This window comes from Nocardia sp. NPDC004604 (assembly GCF_040609795.1).
Classification (GTDB): domain Bacteria; phylum Actinomycetota; class Actinomycetes; order Mycobacteriales; family Mycobacteriaceae; genus Nocardia.
In genome coordinates, this window is sequence record NZ_JBEXLC010000173.1 from 1 (window position 1) to 18,420 (window position 18,420).

An 18,420-nucleotide genomic window follows, 5' to 3' on the forward strand; every position below is an offset into this window, starting at 1 on the left:
AGCAGGGTGTCGACCTCGCGGGCAGCGGAATCGAGGGCTTGTTTCATGGTGTCGGCGATGTTGTAGACGTACTGGCCGATCGCCTGCACATCATCAGGCACGACTGACAGATTCCGGCCAGGCCCCCCGCTATCTCCCATGCACACGACCATAACGACGCTCTGTACCTGGCGTCCATCCCCTGCTGTGAGCAATATAAGTCGCTCGACAAGCCAACCCGCTGTCTCGATTGGCCCTCGACTACATCGACGCCACTGTAAAAGAGCGGGTGCCCGGGTCCGCTCGTGGCGTCGCCAGTAAGTGGTAGGTGGAGAGTAAAGGCAGGCCCGGGCTGTCAGCGGGCGAACTCGCCGCGGGTTGCCGCGGCGGTGAAGGCCGACCATTCGGTTGGGGTGAACACGAGTGCGGGGCCGGATGGGTTCTTCGAATCGCGAACGCCGACAAGGGTGTTCGGGAGGAATGCGACTTCGACGCAGTCTGAGCTGCCGCCGCTGTGGCTGCTCTTGAACCACGTCGCATCCGAGAGGTTCGCCATGGGGTTCCCCTCCGAGATCAGTGGTCGAACTCTCCGCGAGTTGTCGCGGTGGTGAACGCCGACCACTCGGCCGGGGTGAACACCAGTGTGGGGCCGGATGGGTTCTTCGAATCGCGAACGCCGACAAGGTCATTGGGAAGAAACGCGACCTCAACGCAGTTTTCGGCTCCACCGCTGAGGCTGCTCTTGAACCACTGGGCACCGGCCAAATCGCTTTTCACGCATACTCCTTCGCCATCTGCCTAAGTAGAGCCCGGCTGGCAACAGCATCCATCGCGCTTCGCCGAAGGCTCTCGTAGGTCTGATGGTATCGCTGAACCATGGCTGATTTCGCGAGATACAAGCCCCCTGTGAAATTTTCCGTGTACACCACCGGTGGCTCGATCACCTGCCCATGTTTGCCCGTACCGAACTCCAGGATGACGAACGGACCAACCGCGACTCCAACGGGAAACCCTGCATTGAACGGGAGGATCTGCAAGTTCACGTTGGACCGGGTGCTCATGTCGGCGAGATGCCTCATCTGGGGCGACATGATGTGCTGCCCGCCAACCATTCCCCGCAGAACCGACTCTCGAAGGATCACATCGAGCGATGCTGGAAGGTACTTTCGGGTGATTCTGGTTTGCCTTCGCATTCGCAACCTCACCCTGCGCGCATGCTCTTCGGCGTCGTCGTCGGGGTAGACCGATCGGATGAGTACGCTCGCGTACGCTGACGTCTGCAACAGCCCTGGCACGAGTTCGGGTTCATAGGTTGTCAGGCGCTGTGCCGATGACTCCAGCCCAACGTAGAAGTCGAAGTTTGTCGGCATCAGATCGCCGTACTCGTACCACCAGCTCAGCTCAGCTCGTTTCCCTGTGCCGCAAGCCCTTTCATTGCCGCGGAGTGATCGGCATCGAACTCGTAGATCTGGCACAGCGCATCGAGATCCACATCGCGCATTTGGGCCACGCCGCCCTTCTCCATGCGCTGGAGGGTGCTGGCACTGCGCTGGATCAGCTTGGCTGCTTCGTGGAGCGTGAGCCCGCGGCCCTCCCTTCCATCGCGCAGATACTTCCCCAACTGTCGCCGTGCGAGGGTAGATCCGTCCTCCGACATGCCTGCCTCCCATCAGGATTCACTGTTCGCATCAGGAGATCACGCTGCGATCCCGTCCGGCGGCCACAATGCGGATTTCCATGCGATCAGGACATAACCCCAGGACAGATTGCATCCAGCGGCATATTCGCTGGGTCCATCAGCACCTGCGCGTTCCTGGTCCGTGGGTCCCGTACGACCCACTATGAACCGCTGTGGCGGTACATGGCTGGGTGAACGCTCGGGCAGAACGCGTCGCCAGTGGTCTGAACCCGCAGGATCGAAACCAATCGAGACTGTCTTTGCGTCCCAATGGAACCGATTGACGGTTTCACGCGTCCAGTAAGTAAGCGCACGGACAGCGAGGGAGGGGAAGTCGATGGAAGTGGGACAATCGGCCGCGAACGTGTTGTATCAACAGGCCAGTGGGGGAACGTTCCGGACGGAGGCCGACGCCGCACGGCGGTGTGCCGAGGTCTATACAAGGTTCGTCGGAACCACACTGGAGCCACAGATCAAGCGATCAGACAACCTGCAGCGGCTCACAGGCTTTGGCGGGTTTGATTCCGCCAAGCAGCTTCAGGATGGCTTTTCCGGATCGACAATCTCGAGTCCTGGACCGGACTCGAAGAGACGGCGTCGGACCGGATCTACCGCCTGCTGCGCGCTCCACGCGCCGGTTCCGGAACGGTGGAAATCCTTCGCGGCCTACGTGATTCACATCCCGCCGCACCTGAATACCTGAACTGGTTCGACATCGACGGCGACGGTCGCTACCACTACCGTCACCAATACAACGAATTTCATATCGTCCGCTGCGACCAGTCCACCATCCGCCGCGAAATCACCCGCATGGCACAGCCGATCTCCCGATCTGCCGCTCGAGCACCGAGGGACGCACCCGTGTTCGCCCGCCAGATAGCCGGATGGCCAACGAATTGGTTCACCGCACCAGATGCCTAGAACCTCACCTACCAGCCAGTACGCCAAGTACTTGACGTACTTACTGTGCCGCGCGCACATGATGATGGCAAGAAAGTGGAGGTAAACCAATGTCTGCGGTTCACTACGACAGTTACACCGAAGCTCGCGCTCACCTGAAGGATCTACTGGACGCCGCTGGCCAGGGGCGAGTAGCAACGGCGCGCCGCGATGCCGAGTATGCCGCGGTCGTCGACGCCGAACGTTTGCGCTATGCACTCGCCATGCTCTGCCCCTCCACCGCCGAAGCTGTCGCGGAGAACGATGGCTGGTCGGTGTTTCTGCCGGGGCTGCCGATCGCCGCCGACGGCGCCTCCTTCGACGAGGCGGTCGCGAAACACTCATCGCCCTGCGCGAGTACGCCGACGATTGGCAGAACCGGCTACGAGATGCGCCCAACCACCGCGAGAACTGGGGCTTGGTCCAGCTGATCGGTCTCAGCACCGACGAGCAACTTCGAGACTGGTGGTCGGAGGCAGCCGGTGACGTGGCCGCAGCCGACCAGGGAGCGACATGAGCAGTTCTGCAAGGTCGAGGGCTGGGAACGGGTGCGAGATGCACGCGGCCGCACTGGAACACATCATGTGACATACGAATTCGGCCTCCCGGACGGACGGATTCTGCGCACTCGCATCTCGCATCCAGCCGATCGAACCGGTTATGGGGCCGCACTCTGGTCACATATTCTGTGCGACCAATTGGAAGTCACCGACGAGTGTTTCTGGCAGTGCATCATCGACGGCGTATCTCCGAATCGGGGTATGCCCGGTCCATCGCGAGATTCCTTGCCGCTGGATCTGGTCCACCTGCTGATATATCGTGTCGGCCTCACCGAGAGCGAGGTAGCGGCGATGAGCAAGCCCGACGCCATAGCCCGCCTGCAACAGTTCTGGACCGACGAAGGCTGAGACGATGAGTCACTGGTCGCGAGTACGAGAGGAGTCACCGTGGTGGGACGGGCGGATGCCGAGCGAGCGGAGCACGCGGCGCTGATTGCCGAGCATGTGCGGCTGCTCGCAGAACGCGATCGCTTGCACGACGAGTTTGCCGATTTCGGTGACTCCCCGGAGCAAGTCGCTCGTCAGCTCGAACAAGAGGCGGCTGACAACCCGGCTGAGCGAGCGCAGTATCTGACCGAAGCGGCCGGCCATTGGATCATGGCCGACGATCTGGAGCGAGCCTTGCGGCTGCATCGAGCGGCGGTCGCAGACGGCGGGCCGGTTGTCGGCGATGCCCGCGTCTGGTACGCGACTTTTCTGCTCGATCACGGCACTGAACTCACCGATAACGCCGAACGGACGGGGCTGGCTCTGCTCGAAACCGTGCTCGCTGAGGGAACCGACGATCACGTCGCCTACCTGACCGCAGCCGAAATGTTCGAGGAGCGCGGCGAATTCGATGCGGCGCTGCGCTGGCTCGAGGCCGGACTGGCCCGGCAGCTCGCGCTCGCCGATGACACGTCCGAACCGTATCTCGGCCTGCAACAACTTGCGATGGCCCGCGGTCGCATTCGCGATGCCTTGGGCTTGCCGGAGGATTCGATTGATCGTGCAGCGGAAGAGGGCAAACAACAGTGGCTCGATCAGATCATCGGCGGACGTTCCGGGGCAGCACACCCATCCGCGACATCGGTGTTGTACTGGCCGGAAAGCGAATTCGCCGCTGCACTGAAGCGCTGGCCGACGCTGCGCGACAAGTACGAGACTTACGATGAGCACCGGAAGCTGGTGGAGCGCACGCTGCGAGATCTGCCATCGGTGGCGCGCATCGCCGTGGCGACCGTCGCGGGCCTGATCGACTATGCCGAGTCCATCGACGCGGACCCGGCCCTGGCGCACACGCGGGCCGAATACGCCGCTGAACTGGCTGAGACCGGCTACGTCCTCGTCTGGCCGCCCGGTCGCAATGAGCCTTGCTGGTGCGGTTCGGGCCGCAAATACAAGAAATGCTGCGGCAGGCCGCTCAACGAGTGAGCCGGTTCGCAACCGTGATGAGCGCGTCACGCCCGTATTCGGATCGGATGTGCTCGCGGCGATCTCAGCGGCGCGGCCGCCGCGCAGCGCCCGCACTTCGTGGTGGCGGACGGCCGTGCGGGCGGGCACCTTCGAGCGGTATCGGCGGTGAGCTTATCGGCGGCGGTTGACGCGGCGGGCGCCCAGCAATAGCGCGAGCACCAGGATCACACCGCCGACCAGCAACAGCATGCTGGAACCCGAATGCTCGTCCGGCTCTTCGGCGGGCTGCGCCTCGTGGTCGGTGTCCTGCGCAGGTGGGGAGGCAAGTCCCACAGTGGCTTTGGCGGGTGTGGTCTTGGCTTCGGGGAGCTTTCCGACGGTGGCGTTCTTGGGGAGGGCGAAGCCGTAGTCGAGCAGGTGGGCGGCCTGCTCCCATGGGCGCAGCGGCAGGACATCGGCTTTCAGCAGCGTCACCACCAACCTGCGGCCGTCGCGTTGGGCGGCGGCGACGAAGGTCTGCCTGGCGTCGTCGGTGAAGCCGGTCTTACCGCCGATCGCGCCCTCGTAGTCGTAGAGCAGGTGGTTGTCGTTGGCGATGGGGAAGCCCGGACGGTCTTTGTCGTCAGGGTCTTTCGGGTCCTTGGGGAAGCCGGGGAAGTCGACCTGTTCGGTGTGGATGAGTTCGGCGAACAGCGGAATGGTCATCGCCTCGCGGAACAGCACCGACAGATCGTAGGCCGAGGTGCTCATACCGGGACCATCGAGTCCGGACGGGCTGGCGGTGCGAGTGTCCAAGGCGTACAACGACTTCGCCAGTTCGTTCATCTTCTGCACGGCACCGGCGTCGCCACCGAGTTGGGCGGCGATGGCGTGCGCGGCGTCATTGCCGGAGGCCATGATCAGCGCCTGCATGAGCTGGCGGTTGGTGTAGTGGCCGCCGGGGCCGATGCCGACCCGGGTGCCGTCGGCGTTCGCGTCTTCCTGCGTCCCGATGACGGTCTTGTTCAGATCGAGGGTGCGCAGTGCGACCGTCGCGAGCAGCACCTTGATCGTGCTGGCCGGCCGGTAGCGCCCGTGCGGATCCTTGGCGGCGAGCACCTCACCGGTATCGAGATCCGACACCTGCCAGGCCGTCGCCGAAATCTCCGGCGGCACAGCCGGTGCGCCGCGGGGGATGACGACGCCGCATTCGCCCAGGCGTGAGCCCCCGACCGGCGGAATCGGCACGGCCAGCGGTGTCGGCGTCGGTTGGCCCGGTTCGGGCACCTCGGATTCGTCGATCGGATTGGGCGGCTTCGTCTTCTGCGGGCAGCTGTCGGTATTCGGGGTGGTGAACGGCGTTGTCGTGGTCGCCGACGGCGTCGCCTGTGACGGTGTCGTCGCAGCACCCCAGGTCACTGCGGCAACGGCCAGCACGGTCCCGAGGCAGAGCACGGTACGGCGGCGGATATCCCGGATTCGCATCGGCGCAGTGCCCACGGAACCGCGATTCGGCCTGGCGAAGAGGCGGAGGTCCCGGATCGTCATCGGCTCAGAGCCTACTGGGTGCGGTGGGCCGACGCCGGGCTGGCGCGGCCGTTCCCGGCGCGTTCCGGCTATTGACAGACACTAGTAAATGAGAGCTACTATCAAAAAGTTGCTACTATCATTTTCAGGAGGGCCTATGCCGACAAACTCGACTCGCCGCTGGCTGGCGCTGGGGGCGCTGGCCGTGGCCATGCTGACCATCGGCCTGGATATGACCGTGCTGACGGTCGCGCTGCCCACTCTCGCGGTCGATCTGAACGCGAATTCCGGCGCGCTGCAGTGGTTCAGCACCGCCTACACGCTGGCGCTCGCGGCCGTGATGGTGCCCGCTGGCGCACTCGGCGACCGCTATGGGCGCAAGAAGCTGCTGCTCGGCGCGCTGGTGCTGTTCGGGGCGGCCTCGCTGGCCTGCGCCTTTGCCGCCAGCGCCGGTCAGCTCATCGCGGCACGGGTGGTGCTCGGCGTCGCGGCGGCGATCATGATGCCGCTATCGATGGCGGTGCTGCCGGTGCTGTTCCCGGATTCGGACGAGCGCGCCAAGGCCATGAATATCTGGATCACCTCGACCGCGCTCGGGCTGCCGCTCGGGCCGATTCTCGGCGGCTGGCTGATCGATAACTTCTGGTGGGGTTCGGTATTCCTGATCAATGTCCCGATGGTGGTGATCGGCGCGGCGGCCGTCGCGGCGCTGGTTCCGGAATCACGCAACCCGCAGCAGCGGCCGCTGGATCTGCCGGGCACCGCACTCTCGATTCTCGGAATGCTCGGTGTCACTTACGGATTCATCCGGCTCGGCGATAAGGGCTGGGGCAATGGCCTCGGCTGGGCCGCACTGCTCGGCGGCGCGGCGATAGTCGCGGTGTTCATCGCCTGGCAGCGACGCGCCACTTCCCCGCTGGTCGATCTGGGCCTGTTCCGCAGCCCGGGCTTCCGCTGGGGCGCGGTGTTCACGGTGATCATCACCTTTGGCATGTTCGGCCTGTTCTTCACCGTGCCGCAGTACTACCAGGCAGTCCTGGGCGTCGACGCGCTCGGCAGCGGGTTGCGGCTGCTGCCGATGATCGGTGGGTTGCTGATCGGTTCGCGGCTGGGGGACCGGCTGCGGCCGAAGCTGGGACCGGCGCTGATGGTGGCCGCGGGCCTGGCCGTGCTGGCGCTCGGCCTCGGCTTGGGCGCGCTGACCGTGCCGGGAACGTCGTACTGGTTCGTCGCCCTCTGGGTCGCTTTGACCGGGGCGGGCATGGGCCTGGCGCTGCCGGTCGGCATGGCGGTCGCGATGGACGATCTCGAGGTGGCCCGCGCGGGCGTCGGCTCGGCATTGCTACAAGCGATGCGGCAGGCCGCGGGCACCATCGCGGTGGCGCTGCTCGGCACCGTGCTGGCTACCGTGTACCGCGACGAGCTCGGCGCGTTGAATGTCGACCCGGTCGGCGACAGCGTGAATGCCGGTGTGGCGGTGGCGAAGTCGACCGGCAACACCGCCATGCTGGAGCAGGTGCAGTCGGCCTTCGTCAGCGGGATGAGCGCGATGCTGTGGGTATGCGCGGCCATCTGCGCCGTGGCGGCACCGCTGGCGCTGCGGGTGCTGCCCCGGCGGGCCGCGGCCGCATCGGACAGCGCGGAGGCGATACCGGCGGCACTGGTCGGGGTCGATGGGCCAGAATCGACACATGTCGGTTGAGCTGCCCGCGAACGGGACGGCCGCGCAGGGCCTGCGCGAGCGGAAGAAGGAACGGACCCGCCGGACGATTCGCGAAGAAGCGTTCCGGCTGTTCCGTGAGCAGGGATACACCGAGACCACCATCGAGCAGATCGCCGCGGCGGCCGAGATATCACCGAGCACCTTCTTCCGCTATTTCCCGACCAAGGAACAGCTGGTACTCGCCGACGATCTCGATCCGCTGATGATCGACGCGATACGGGCGCAGCCGCGTGATACCGCGCCGCTGACCGCCTTCCGCGACGCGGTGGCGGAGGTGTTCGCGAAACTGTCACCGGCCGAGCTGGCATTCGAGCAGGAGCGTCAGGCCCTGGTGTACCACGTGCCCGAGCTGCGCGCGGCCATCGGATTGGAAATGCAACGCGGTGTCGACCTGATGGCGAGCCTGCTCGCCGAGCATGTGGGTCGGGATCCGGACGATTTCGAGGTGCGGGTGACAGCTGGTGCCATCGCGGGCATAGCGCTGGGACTTTCGCCGCTCGCCCCGCTCAACGCCGAGAACCTCGGTCGGGCACTGGATTTTCTGGAGGCGGGGTTACCGCTCGGCAAGCAATAGCCTGCCGAGCGATGCGAGAACGTCAGGCGGACTTGGTAACCGGGCACCCGTGCGCCAGCGGGCCGAGCAGCTTGTTGTTGTCGTAGAAGTGCTCGAGTTCCAGGATGCGCAGGTCGTCGCTGACCCTGGCGATGGTCACGCCGAACATCTCGATCAACTCGCCGGTCGGCTGGTGGCCCTTGTACTCGCCGTCGTAGCGACCCCAGTGCCGCCAGCGGAAGGTGACCGCGGGCGGTCCGGCCAGCACCTCGAGCACCTCCCAGAAGAAGCCGTTCGGGAATGCGGTGTGGAAGACCTTGTGTGAGGACTCGAAGGTCTCCTGTTCGACCTCGTAGTACGGGTTGTCGCCGATCAGGATGTTGTAGCTGCCGATCCTGGCGAACTCCTCGGCGTCCTGCCACGGTCCGCCGTTGACCCGGCCGCGATAGTGCTCGGCCACCAGCGAGACCCAGGTCGCCGGATCCTTCTTGTGCGAGACCTCCATCTCGAAGACCCGCACCAGATCCTCGACAATGGCCTCGAGCGAGCCGGCCTCATGCTTTGTGGTGCGCTCGCGCGGCACGATTTCGTTGGTCAGGTGGTAATCGGGTGCGTTACCCCGCCAATCCTCGGCGGGCGTAGCGGCAACCACCGCGTCCCGGCCCTGCAGCCATAGTGGCGTCTCGGGTGTGGAATCCGTTGTATCGACTGTCATTTCGGCTCTCGCCCCTTCGAAGGAGATCGGACGCGAGGCAGGCTAACAGTCGTTCGGTCCGTTGTCGCGGCGTGTCTCGGGGCGTGAGATTATTTCGAACTCTAGTGTCTCCCGGCAACATTCGAGTTTTAAACGATGATGTGTCACATTACCTTATCGCGCAGCGCGCGATGCGGCGAGTCATCGTCCATGGTGGCGAAGAAGCCGCCGATCACATCCTCGATCTCCGAAATCGACTGTGCACAATACAGAATCGGCTGATAGTGCGTGATGTCGTAGATCGCGGTGCCCATTGCCGCGACATCGAGCGGCCGCAGCTCGGCGTGTCGGAACTCCTCGATCTCACCGTAGGAGGAGAGCAATCCCGCTCCGTAGCAACGGATTTCACTATTCTCCCGAACCACGCCGAATTCCATCGAGAACCAGAAGACATCGGCGAGGAACTTCAGCGCCGTCTCGGAGGTCAATCGGGCTACCGCCGCGCCGACCGTTTCGTAGATGGCGGCGAAGCGCGGGCTGGCGATCTGATTGGCGTGCCCGATGATCTCGTGGATGGCATCGGGTTCCGGGGTGTACAGCGGAGCGGAGTGGTGCCGAATGTACTGGGTGGAGTGGAAGATCCGGTCGGCGAAGGAGCCGAAGAACTCGCGCAGCGGCACCAGGCCCGCGGCCGGGACATAGCGGAATCCGGTCAGCGGATACAGTGCCGCGGAGACCTCGTCCAACTGCGGAATGCGATCGGTCGGCAGCGCGAGCCGGGCCGCGGCCGCGAGCACGTCGGCGGAGGCGTACTTCTGGTGTTTGCGCGCGAGTTCGGCCGACACGATGCGCCACACCTGCTGTTCCTCATCGGTGTATTCGATCTGCGGCAGCGGCTTACCCGGTGCGTAATCCAGTGCCAGCGCGGCGATCGCATTGCGGCGCGTCCGGTAGTCCGGATCGTGTACGCCGGGGTGCTCGTCGCTCAGGTGCACCACGACATCGCCGTCGCCGGACCGGGTCACCGGCGAGTACAGCTGAGCTTCGTTGAACATATCTCGATGCAAGCACCGCCGAGCCGGTGCGACAACAAAAGCCCGCCCAGGTGGTCAAACTGCCTAGCTGGGCGGGCTTCTTCTCGTGATTAGTGGCCGTGTGCCGGGCCTTGCGGTGGCGAGCTGATCAGTGGTGGCCATGCAATGAGTGCACCACCGCGTGGCCCTTGCCGCGCCCGATCATCCACTTGTTGACCGGCGTGGTGAGGACGAACGCGACCACCAGGGAGAAGGCGGGTGTCGCCCAGAACATGACGGTGTCCAGGTGTGCGTCCATGGCACCGGGCACGGGCACTGTCGACGATCTCCATGACCGTGATCGACACGGTGTCGGCGGCCAGCGCGGTGGTGACCGCCGCGGCCAGTGGCAGACCGGCCTGCAGCACGCCGCGCATCGTCAGCGCGAAGCCGAAGGAGAATGCCACCGCGATGGCCAGCACCAGGGTCGCGGTGTTGCCCCGCCCGAGCGCGGTGCCGATCACCACGGGCGAGGATTTCGCCGATGGCGCAGCCGGTGCGGCAGTGCAGGGCGGTCTGCGCGGCTCACGCAAATCCGGGCTTCGACGTTGTATCCGATTTGCCGCACATGAGTGGGCGCCATAAAGCAATATGGCGAATGTACGAAGGAGGGCGCATGAAATCCGTGCGGATCGATCTCGACCAGAAACTGCTCGCCGCCGCTGCCGCCATCATGGGCACGTCGACGAGCAGCGCCACCATCAACGAGGCGCTGCGCCGAATCGTTGTGCACGAGCGGCAACTTCACCATCTGGAGCGTTTGGCCTCCGGTGTGCTGTGTGCCCTGCCCGGCCCGGAGGTGATCACCGCAGACAGCTGACCGGTCGGTTTACTGAGCCGGGCAGCGCAGACCATCCCGCGGCGGGGTCAGCTCGATCAGGTACTTCAGCACCGGTTCGTCGAGGCATTTGACGCCGTCGAGGAACGAACCGTGTTGGACGCCTTCATAAGTGACCAGGACCGCGCCCAATGCACGGGCGAGATTCGTCGCGCCCGCATAGGGCGTAACCGGATCACCGGTGGCGGAGACGACCACCACCTTCGGCAGCCCGATCACCGTGGGAACATGCGGGCGGCTGGTCGGGGGCACGGGCCAGAATGCGCAGGCGTCGAGGGGAACCCACTCGTTCGGGTGGCCGCTGTCGAAGGCGGGTGCGGCGGCGCGGACGCGGCGGTCGAGTTGCAATGCGCTGTCCCGGTCGGTGATCCGCTCATCGTCGAGGCAGCGCACCGCGGTCTTGTAGCCGGTATCGATCGCCTCGGGCGCGAGATAGCCGTCGGCCAGGGTGAGCAGAATGTCGCCGTTGCCCTTGGTCAGTTCGGTCAGCCCGCGGGTCAGCACGGGCCAGGCCTTCGAGGTGTACATCGTCGAGATCACCGCGGTCGAGGCGTCGGAGTAGTCGAGGCCGCGGCCGTCGCTGGTGCTGGCCGGCCGGTCGGTCAGCGGACGCAGCAGTGCGGCCATGCGCTCGGACGCCTTGGCCGGATCCGTGCCGATCGGGCAGTTCGGTGCCTTCACGCAGTCCGTGGCGTAGGCGTCGAACGCATGCTGCAGGCCGGCGTAGACGATGACCGGATCGGCGATATTGGTGGCCGGATCGGCCGCGCCGTCGAGGACCATGGCCCGCACCCGGTCCGGGAACAGCTCGGCATAGGTGGAGCCGAGCCGGGTGCCGTAGGAGACCCCGAAGTAGGTCAGCTTCTCCTCGCCGAGCACCGCTCGGATGATGTCGAGATCGGCGGCGGATTCGCGGGTTCCGACATGTGACAGCAGTTCCAATCCGGTGCGCTGCACGCATTTGGCGGCCAGATTCATGCTGTCGTGTTCGGCATGCGACATCCAGAAGGGCAGGTATTCGGAGCTGCGACCGGCACGTTCGGCCGCCACTTCCTCGGGGGTGTCGCAGATCAGCTTCGGCGTCGACGCACCGAGCCCGCGCAGGTCGATGCCGATCACCTCGAACCGTTCGGCCAGCGGTGTCTGCGCGAGTTCGGCGGGCAGCGTCAGGCCGATACCGCCCGGTCCGCCCGGATTGGTGAGGATCGATGCCACCTTCGCCCCGCGTGCCCGCAGTCGTGAGATCGCGACGCGCGCCGTTCTGCCGTCGGGCGCGGCGTAATCGATGGGTACCGAGACCCGAGCGCATTCGAGTCCGGCCGAGGTGAGATGCGCACCGCCGTCGAAGCTTTCGCACGAGCCCCACACCAGCGTTTGGCGGTAGTACTTGCCCAGACCCGGAGTGTTCTCGAGTTGCGGGCTCTGCACTGTCTCGGGCTGCGCGCCGCAGGCGGCCGCGAGTACGAGTACCGCAGCGAGCCAAGCCGGTTGTCCGATTCGTCGCGCACTTCGATTGCGCCAGTTCAGCATTCGATCCCCATCGTCGGAACTGCTCGCCTCAGTCTGCCCGACCCGGTGCCGGTGCGCAGGCCGTGGTCGCGTCCGGACCACGGCCGACCTGTCGGTGGCGGCTGGCATGATGCGGGCATCGCACCGCATTCGAGGGGGATTGATGTCGGTACCCATTGCCAAGCTGCCATTCGGTCAACGGCCACGGGAGCGGCTGCTCACCCTCGGCCCGCACGCGCTCAGCGATAGCGAGTTGCTCGCCGTACTGCTGCGCCAAGGGCGACGCGGGGAGAGCGTGCTGGATATGGCGGCCGAACTGCTCGCCGAGCACGGCGGTATCGCCGGATTGGCGGCGGCGCGGCCCGAGGAACTGTCGCGACGGGCGGGCATCGGGGTGGCGAAGGCCGCGGCGATCATTGCCGCCTTCCATCTCGGCAGCAGAGCGCGCGACCGCCCGGACACCGCACCGCGCCTGGACGGATCCGCCGATATTGTCCGGGTGGCACTGCCGCTGTTCACCGGCGCCCGCGTGGAACGGCTCCTGGTACTGGTGTGCGATGCGCAGAATCGATTGCGGCACAAGGTATTCGTCGCCGAAGGGGCGATCGATCGGGTCGCCGTCCCTGTCCGCGAAATCCTGAACACCGTACTGCGCCACGATGGCCGTTCCTTCGCCGTCGTACACAACCACCCCTCCGGCGACCCGACCCCCAGCTTCGACGACCGCCGCGCGACCACCCTCCTGATCGAATCCGCCCGCACCGTCGGCCTGCGCTTCCTGGACCATGTGGTGATTGCGGGCGTCGGATGGGCCAGCGCCGCCGCACTGCCCAGATCCAGCGAATGACGCGGTCGCGGAAACGACGAAGGCCGTCTTCATCTTTCGATGGAGACGGCCTTCGGTGTGGCCTTGGTCAGCGGGCGAAGAGCAGGGCGCGCTTGACTTCCTGGATGGCCTTGGTGACCTCGATGCCGCGAGGGCAGGCGTCGGTGCAGTTGAAGGTGGATGTTGTGATCTTCCGCGACATCGCGCGCAAAATCATCGAGTCAGCAGGTGGCCAGCTCCCCACGGCCGATCGGCTGAACGCCAGCCATTCACACAGGAGATGATCGAGAGTTCAAGGGGAGTCGCTGACCTCGCTCCTTCCCTCGACCCGGTTTGGCAGTTGGTTCCGTTCTAGCTCGCCAGTTGGTATATGGTCCGCTGCCCGCGCCCACCAATCTGGTTGACCAATCCGGCGGTCCGCATGCTGGCCAGCGCCTTGCGGATCGCCGACGGTGACAAGCCTAGATGTGGTTGGAGATCGGCGACCGACTGCGGGCCATGGGCAAGGATCTCGACGATACGCTCCTGGGTGGATGTCAGCTCGCCGTCGTGTATTTGGTTGATACGCTGGGCATTACGAACCAATTGCGCCCGCACCTCGGGCGAAACCGAACCTAGTCGCAGCCCCGCAGCACGTGCTCGGTCGGTGAATTCCTGCCCGCGCGGCTCAGAACGGAGCACTGCGGTGAACCGCACTCCGGTGTCTGCGTATTGTGCAGGCGGCAATCCGGCATCGGACAGTGCCTGGGCAATTGTCGGGATACCTGTGGCCAAAGCCTCGATCACACGCCCGCCGGATTCAGGTGATCGGAGGAACTGCGCTATGTTGACCAGCCGCGCGTTTCGGGCCGATGTCACTGCGTCGTGGCCGAGACGATCGATCGTGATTCCATAGAGTCCACCAGGATTGGAAACGATCAGCCGGTCGCGGCGCAGACGTACCTCGATGGCCATGCCCATGGACCAGCTATCGAGGTCGCGATGCAACAACGCGTTGGCAATTAGTTCGCGAAACGCAATCAATGGATAAGCCGGCACATCCACCACAGTGCCGTCCGATTTGGTCACGATCGTAGTGTCGAACGTTTGCTCTGCCCATTCCATCGCGGCATCGAGCATATGGGGGATCGGCCCGGTGATCGTCACCTGGTTGCGCACGCGCGTTCCAGGGGGATCGGTGGGCCTGGGTTCTGCGGCAGCCTGAATAACGATGCGCGGGAACCATTCCTGTGGGTAGGTGCCGAGTGCCAGCATGCCGGCAAGGGTTGGAACGCCTTCTGCCGTGATCACGCCGGCCCGGCGGAGCAACTCGTCACCCTCGAACCGGCCAAGGCCACGCCTGTCGCGCAATCGCACGGTGCGAGCAAAGTCGGTTATCAATACATCGTCCAGGTCGTTGCGGGTCGCACCGTTCACCGGCGTTCGATCGAAGAGAGGGGGTAGACGTGATGCAAGGAATGCCTGTTCCTCCAAAGCTGACATCCGGAAATCGCCGTCGTAACCACGCAGGTATGCCGCGCCTGTAGAACTTACGCGGCAGGGTTTCGAGGACGGTGCACACTCATGAACTCTGGCGATGATGACAGGCTTGCTCTCGACCGCCGCATCCTCGACATCCACACGAATGGGCGGAGTGAAAGCGGTCCTGGCCTTCTTGGTCAAACCTTGTTTAAGCACCTGGGGGTCGGTTAGCCCGACCGGGTTGAAATCGTTTGCCTCATCGAGGCCTAGGATGACTGTTCCTCCGCCAGGGTGGTTCGCCAAGGCCGAGAGTGTACTGGTTAGCGAGTCCGGTAATCCTCCCGCGGCCGACTTGACTTCGACATCCGTGAAGTCACCGCCAGTGGCACGCAGAGTGTTGATCAGGGCGGGCAGGTCTAGGGCCACGAAGGTAATGCTACCGAAATGTCCCCAAAATGGGAATGAAATGGGAAATTGCCGCAGGTGTGGGGAGGTGATCCTATTCGTTTCCAACGACGAAGGCCGCCTTCATCTTTCGATGAAGACGGCCTTCGGCGTGGCCTTGGTCAGCGGGCGAAGAGCAGGGCGCGCTTGACTTCCTGGATGGCCTTGGTGACCTCGATGCCGCGAGGGCAGGCTTCGGTGCAGTTGAAGGTGGTGCGGCAGCGCCAGACGCCTTCGACATCGTTGAGGATGTCGAGGCGTTCGCGGGCGCCTTCGTCACGGCTGTCGAAGATGAAGCGGTGTGCGTTCACGATCGCGGCCGGGCCGAAGTAGCTGCCGTCGCTCCAGTACACGGGGCAGGAGGTGGTGCAGCAGGCACACAGGATGCACTTGGTGGTGTCGTCGAAGCGGGCGCGGTCGGCCTGGCTCTGGATGCGCTCACGGGTCGGCTCGTTACCCGTGGTGATCAGATAGGGCTTCACGGCGCGGAACGCATCGAAGAACGGCTCCATGTTCACCACGAGGTCCTTCTCCACGGGCAGGCCGCGGATCGGCTCGACCGTGATGGTCAGGCTCTTGCCGCCCTTGGGCAGCATGTCCTTCATCAGCACCTTGCAGGCCAGCCGGTTGACGCCGTTGATCCGCATGGCGTCCGAACCACAGACACCGTGTGCGCAGGAGCGGCGGAAGGTGAGCGTGCCGTCCAGGTAGGACTTGATGTAGATGAGCACGTTCAGGAACCGGTCGGTCGACAGCACGGGCACCTGGAAGGTTTCCCAGTGCGCGCCCTTATCGTCCTCCGGGTTGAACCGGGCGATCTTCACGTCGACCATGACCGAGCCCTCAGGGACCGGTGCGGACTTCTGCGGGGGTGTTTCGAGTACGGCAGTCATCAGTACTTACGCTCCATCGGCTCGTAGCGGGTCTGCACCACCGGCTTGAAGTCGAGGCGGATATCGGAGATGAGCTCCGACCCCTCCTTGTAGGCCATCGTGTGCCGCATGAAGTTCACGTCGTCGCGGTCCGGGTAGTCCTCGCGGGCGTGACCGCCGCGCGATTCCTTGCGGTTGAGCGCGCCGACCACGGTGACCTCGGCCAGTTCCAGCAGGAAGCCGAGCTCGACGGCCTCGAGCAGGTCGCTGTTGTAGCGCTTGCCCTTGTCCTGCACCGTGATTCGGGTGTAGCGGTCCTTGAGCGCGTGGATATCGGTGAGCGCCTGCTTGAGGGTGTCCTCGGTGCGGAACACGGCGGCGTTCATATCCATCGTGTACTGCAGCTCGGTGCGGATATCGGCGACGCGCTCGTTGCCGTGATCCGACAGCAGCATGGCCAGCCAGTCCCGCACCATCTGCGCCGGGTTCTCCGGCATATCGACGAACTCGGTGCGCAGGGCATGTTCGGCGGCGGCGATACCGGAGCGGCGGCCGAAGACGTTGATGTCCAGCAGCGAGTTGGTGCCGAGACGGTTGGAGCCGTGCACCGACACGCACGCACACTCACCGGCGGCGTACAGGCCGGGCACCACATCGGTGTTGTTGCGCAGCACCTCGCCGCGGATCCGGGTCGGAATGCCACCCATCACGTAGTGACAGGTCGGCATGACCGGCACCAGTTCCTTCACCGGGTCCACGCCCAGGTAGGTGCGCGCGAATTCGGTGATGTCGGGCAGCTTCTCCTCGAGCACGTCCTCGCCGAGGTGGGTCACATCGATGTAGACGTAGTCCTTGTTCGGTCCGGCGCCGCGGCCCTCGAGCACCTCGAGCACCATCGAGCGGGCGACGATGTCACGCGGCGCGAGGTCCTTGATGGTGGGGGCGTAGCGCTCCATGAAACGCTCACCACTGGCGTTGCGCAGGATGCCGCCCTCGCCGCGGACCGCCTCCGAGATCAGAATGCCGAGACCGGCAAGACCTGTCGGGTGGAACTGGTGGAACTCCATATCCTCCAGCGGCAGACCCTTGCGGAACACGATCGCCATGCCGTCGCCGGTCAGCGTGTGCGCGTTCGAGGTGGTCTTGTACATCCGGCCGGAACCGCCGGTGGCGAAGATGATCGACTTCGCGTGGAAGACGTGCAGTTCGCCGGTGGCCAGCTCGTAGGCGACCACACCGGTCGCAACCGGACCGCGATCGGTCTCGGACATGATCAGGTCGAGCACATAGAACTCGTTGAAGAACTCCACGTCGTGCTTGACGCAGTTCTGGTAGAGCGTCTGCAGGATCATGTGGCCGGTGCGGTCGGCGGCATAGCACGCGCGGCGAACCGGGGCCTTGCCGTGATCGCGGGTGTGGCCGCCGAAGCGCCGCTGGTCGATCTTGCCCTCGGGCGTGCGGTTGAACGGCAGACCCATCTTCTCCAGGTCCATCACCGCATCGATGGCCTCCTTGGCCATGATCTCCGCGGCGTCCTGGTCGACCAGGTAGTCACCACCTTTGACGGTGTCGAAGGTGTGCCATTCCCAGTTGTCCTCTTCGACATTGGCCAGCGCGGCGCACATGCCACCCTGCGCAGCACCGGTGTGGCTACGGGTCGGGTAGAGCTTCGTCAGAACGGCGGTGCGGGCCCGGGGACCGGCCTCGATCGCCGCGCGCATACCGGCGCCACCGGCACCGACGATGACGACGTCGTAGCGGTGCTCCTGAATCCGGGATTCACTCATCGAGTTCGCCTGTTCCTAACTGATGTTGGGGTCGAAGGTGAAGATGACGTAGGTGCCGACGCCCACGATCAGGACCATCGAGATGGCCAGCAGAGTGTTCAGCCAGAACCGGGTCGAGTCCTTGCGCGAGTAGTCCGCGATCACGGTGCGCAGGCCATTGCCGCCGTGCAGCTGAGCCAGCCAGAGCATGGTCAGATCCCAGAACTGCCAGAACGGGCTGGACCAGCGGCCCGCCACGAAGGCGAAGTTCAGGCGCTTCACGCCGCCGTCGAGCAGCAGCATGATCGTCATGTGGCCCAGGACCAGCACGATCAGCAGCAGGCCGGAGAAGCGCATGAACAGCCATGCGTACTTCTCGAAGTTGTTGTTGGAGCGGGCACGCGGCGAGCGGGGCAGATCCAGGCTCGCGGGCCGGTCATAAGACTTACCGAGAACAGGTGCGCTCATGCCTGCGCCTCGCTGACGCTCGGCTCCGGCATGACCGCACTGGCGGCTGTGTTCATGCTTCGTTCGCTTCGCTCACTCATGGCCTGCGCCTCGCTGACGCTCGGCTCCGGCATGACCGCACTGGCGGCTGTGTTCA

Annotated in this window: 21 protein-coding genes and 2 pseudogenes; 7 read left to right on the forward strand and 16 right to left on the reverse strand. The window is 64.8% G+C overall.

Annotated features, from left to right (window positions below):
* Positions 1-334: 334 nt before the first annotated feature.
* The 4 genes from ABZW16_RS37735 to ABZW16_RS37750 are packed head-to-tail and all read right to left on the reverse strand — an operon-like array spanning position 335 to position 1,636.
* On the reverse strand, positions 335-535 hold the full coding sequence (locus ABZW16_RS37735) for a DUF397 domain-containing protein (protein WP_354960931.1): 201 nt from the start codon (positions 533-535) through the stop codon (positions 335-337).
* Positions 536-552: 17 nt separating this feature from the next.
* The gene (locus tag ABZW16_RS37740) at positions 553-756 is read right to left on the reverse strand and encodes a DUF397 domain-containing protein (protein WP_354960932.1); all 204 of its coding nucleotides are present in this window, start codon (positions 754-756) and stop codon (positions 553-555) included.
* Entirely contained in the window at positions 753-1,349 is a 597-nt protein-coding gene (locus ABZW16_RS37745) for a DUF5753 domain-containing protein (protein WP_354960933.1), read from the reverse strand. Before ABZW16_RS37745 ends, ABZW16_RS37740 begins: the two co-directional genes overlap by 4 nt.
* Before the next feature lie 26 nt (positions 1,350-1,375).
* Positions 1,376-1,636, reverse strand: coding sequence for a helix-turn-helix transcriptional regulator (locus tag ABZW16_RS37750; protein WP_354960934.1), 261 nt, complete (start codon positions 1,634-1,636; stop codon positions 1,376-1,378).
* A 1,031-nt stretch (positions 1,637-2,667) separates the two neighbouring features.
* Between ABZW16_RS37750 and ABZW16_RS37755 the strand changes: the two genes are divergently transcribed.
* A complete protein-coding gene (locus ABZW16_RS37755) occupies positions 2,668-3,027 on the forward strand; it encodes a hypothetical protein (protein ID WP_354960935.1) in 360 nt (119 codons plus the stop codon).
* 51 nt (positions 3,028-3,078) lie between these two features.
* Positions 3,079-3,504, forward strand: coding sequence for a cytotoxic translational repressor of toxin-antitoxin stability system (locus ABZW16_RS37760; RefSeq protein WP_354960936.1), 426 nt, complete (start codon positions 3,079-3,081; stop codon positions 3,502-3,504).
* Between the two features lie 9 nt (positions 3,505-3,513).
* Here ABZW16_RS37760 and ABZW16_RS37765 read toward each other — a convergent pair whose 3' ends face one another.
* Positions 3,514-3,945: a hypothetical protein gene (locus ABZW16_RS37765; RefSeq protein WP_354960937.1), complete on the reverse strand. Its 432-nt coding sequence runs from the start codon at positions 3,943-3,945 to the stop codon at positions 3,514-3,516.
* A 24-nt stretch (positions 3,946-3,969) separates the two neighbouring features.
* On the opposite strand from ABZW16_RS37765, the gene ABZW16_RS37770 reads away from it, so the two are divergent.
* Positions 3,970-4,569 carry an SEC-C domain-containing protein gene (locus tag ABZW16_RS37770; RefSeq protein WP_354960938.1) on the forward strand — a complete coding sequence of 200 codons (600 nt, stop codon included), beginning with the start codon at positions 3,970-3,972 and terminating at the stop codon, positions 4,567-4,569.
* Between the two features lie 153 nt (positions 4,570-4,722).
* On the opposite strand, the gene ABZW16_RS37775 is transcribed toward ABZW16_RS37770, so the two are convergent.
* Positions 4,723-6,015: a D-alanyl-D-alanine carboxypeptidase family protein gene (locus ABZW16_RS37775; protein ID WP_354960951.1), complete on the reverse strand. Its 1,293-nt coding sequence runs from the start codon at positions 6,013-6,015 to the stop codon at positions 4,723-4,725.
* Between the two features lie 199 nt (positions 6,016-6,214).
* On the opposite strand from ABZW16_RS37775, the gene ABZW16_RS37780 reads away from it, so the two are divergent.
* A complete protein-coding gene (locus ABZW16_RS37780; RefSeq protein ID WP_354960939.1) occupies positions 6,215-7,759 on the forward strand; it encodes a DHA2 family efflux MFS transporter permease subunit in 1,545 nt (514 codons plus the stop codon).
* Complete coding sequence (locus ABZW16_RS37785) at positions 7,749-8,354, forward strand: TetR family transcriptional regulator (protein ID WP_354960940.1); 606 nt, start codon at positions 7,749-7,751, stop codon at positions 8,352-8,354. Before ABZW16_RS37780 ends, ABZW16_RS37785 begins: the two co-directional genes overlap by 11 nt.
* A gap of 22 nt (positions 8,355-8,376) precedes the next feature.
* Here the strand turns inward: ABZW16_RS37785 and ABZW16_RS37790 are convergent, their stop codons facing one another.
* From ABZW16_RS37790 to ABZW16_RS37805, 4 genes and pseudogenes are all read right to left on the reverse strand, one after another.
* A complete protein-coding gene (locus ABZW16_RS37790; RefSeq protein WP_354960941.1) occupies positions 8,377-9,048 on the reverse strand; it encodes an ester cyclase in 672 nt (223 codons plus the stop codon).
* 143 nt (positions 9,049-9,191) lie between these two features.
* Positions 9,192-10,082 carry a phenylalanine 4-monooxygenase gene (locus ABZW16_RS37795; protein ID WP_354960942.1) on the reverse strand — a complete coding sequence of 297 codons (891 nt, stop codon included), beginning with the start codon at positions 10,080-10,082 and terminating at the stop codon, positions 9,192-9,194.
* A 127-nt stretch (positions 10,083-10,209) separates the two neighbouring features.
* Positions 10,210-10,377, reverse strand: a complete 168-nt coding sequence (locus ABZW16_RS37800; protein ID WP_354960943.1) for a DUF4396 domain-containing protein — start codon at positions 10,375-10,377, stop codon at positions 10,210-10,212.
* A gap of 58 nt (positions 10,378-10,435) precedes the next feature.
* A pseudogene (locus ABZW16_RS37805) lies at positions 10,436-10,567 on the reverse strand (hypothetical protein); the annotation flags it as partial.
* Positions 10,568-10,716: 149 nt separating this feature from the next.
* On the opposite strand from ABZW16_RS37805, the gene ABZW16_RS37810 reads away from it, so the two are divergent.
* Positions 10,717-10,920, forward strand: coding sequence for a type II toxin-antitoxin system VapB family antitoxin (locus ABZW16_RS37810; RefSeq protein ID WP_354960944.1), 204 nt, complete (start codon positions 10,717-10,719; stop codon positions 10,918-10,920).
* A gap of 9 nt (positions 10,921-10,929) precedes the next feature.
* Here the strand turns inward: ABZW16_RS37810 and ABZW16_RS37815 are convergent, their stop codons facing one another.
* Positions 10,930-12,468 (reverse strand): alpha/beta hydrolase, encoded by a 1,539-nt coding sequence (locus ABZW16_RS37815; RefSeq protein WP_354960945.1) that lies wholly within the window; start codon positions 12,466-12,468, stop codon positions 10,930-10,932.
* A 142-nt stretch (positions 12,469-12,610) separates the two neighbouring features.
* Between ABZW16_RS37815 and radC the strand changes: the two genes are divergently transcribed.
* Complete coding sequence (radC, locus tag ABZW16_RS37820; RefSeq protein WP_354960946.1) at positions 12,611-13,294, forward strand: DNA repair protein RadC; 684 nt, start codon at positions 12,611-12,613, stop codon at positions 13,292-13,294.
* Between the two features lie 67 nt (positions 13,295-13,361).
* Here radC and ABZW16_RS37825 read toward each other — a convergent pair.
* The 5 genes and pseudogenes from ABZW16_RS37825 to ABZW16_RS37845 form a co-directional block, all read right to left on the reverse strand.
* A pseudogene (locus tag ABZW16_RS37825) lies at positions 13,362-13,454 on the reverse strand (succinate dehydrogenase iron-sulfur subunit); the annotation flags it as partial.
* 170 nt (positions 13,455-13,624) lie between these two features.
* Entirely contained in the window at positions 13,625-15,160 is a 1,536-nt protein-coding gene (locus tag ABZW16_RS37830; RefSeq protein ID WP_354960947.1) for an ATP-binding protein, read from the reverse strand.
* A 140-nt stretch (positions 15,161-15,300) separates the two neighbouring features.
* Positions 15,301-16,071, reverse strand: a complete 771-nt coding sequence (locus ABZW16_RS37835) for a succinate dehydrogenase iron-sulfur subunit (RefSeq protein ID WP_354960948.1) — start codon at positions 16,069-16,071, stop codon at positions 15,301-15,303.
* Entirely contained in the window at positions 16,071-17,837 is a 1,767-nt protein-coding gene (gene sdhA, locus ABZW16_RS37840; protein WP_354960949.1) for a succinate dehydrogenase flavoprotein subunit, read from the reverse strand. The genes ABZW16_RS37835 and sdhA overlap by 1 nt, the downstream gene beginning before the upstream one ends.
* 15 nt (positions 17,838-17,852) lie before the next feature.
* Positions 17,853-18,284, reverse strand: coding sequence for a succinate dehydrogenase hydrophobic membrane anchor subunit (locus tag ABZW16_RS37845; protein ID WP_354960950.1), 432 nt, complete (start codon positions 18,282-18,284; stop codon positions 17,853-17,855).
* Between the last annotated feature and the right edge of the window lie 136 nt (positions 18,285-18,420).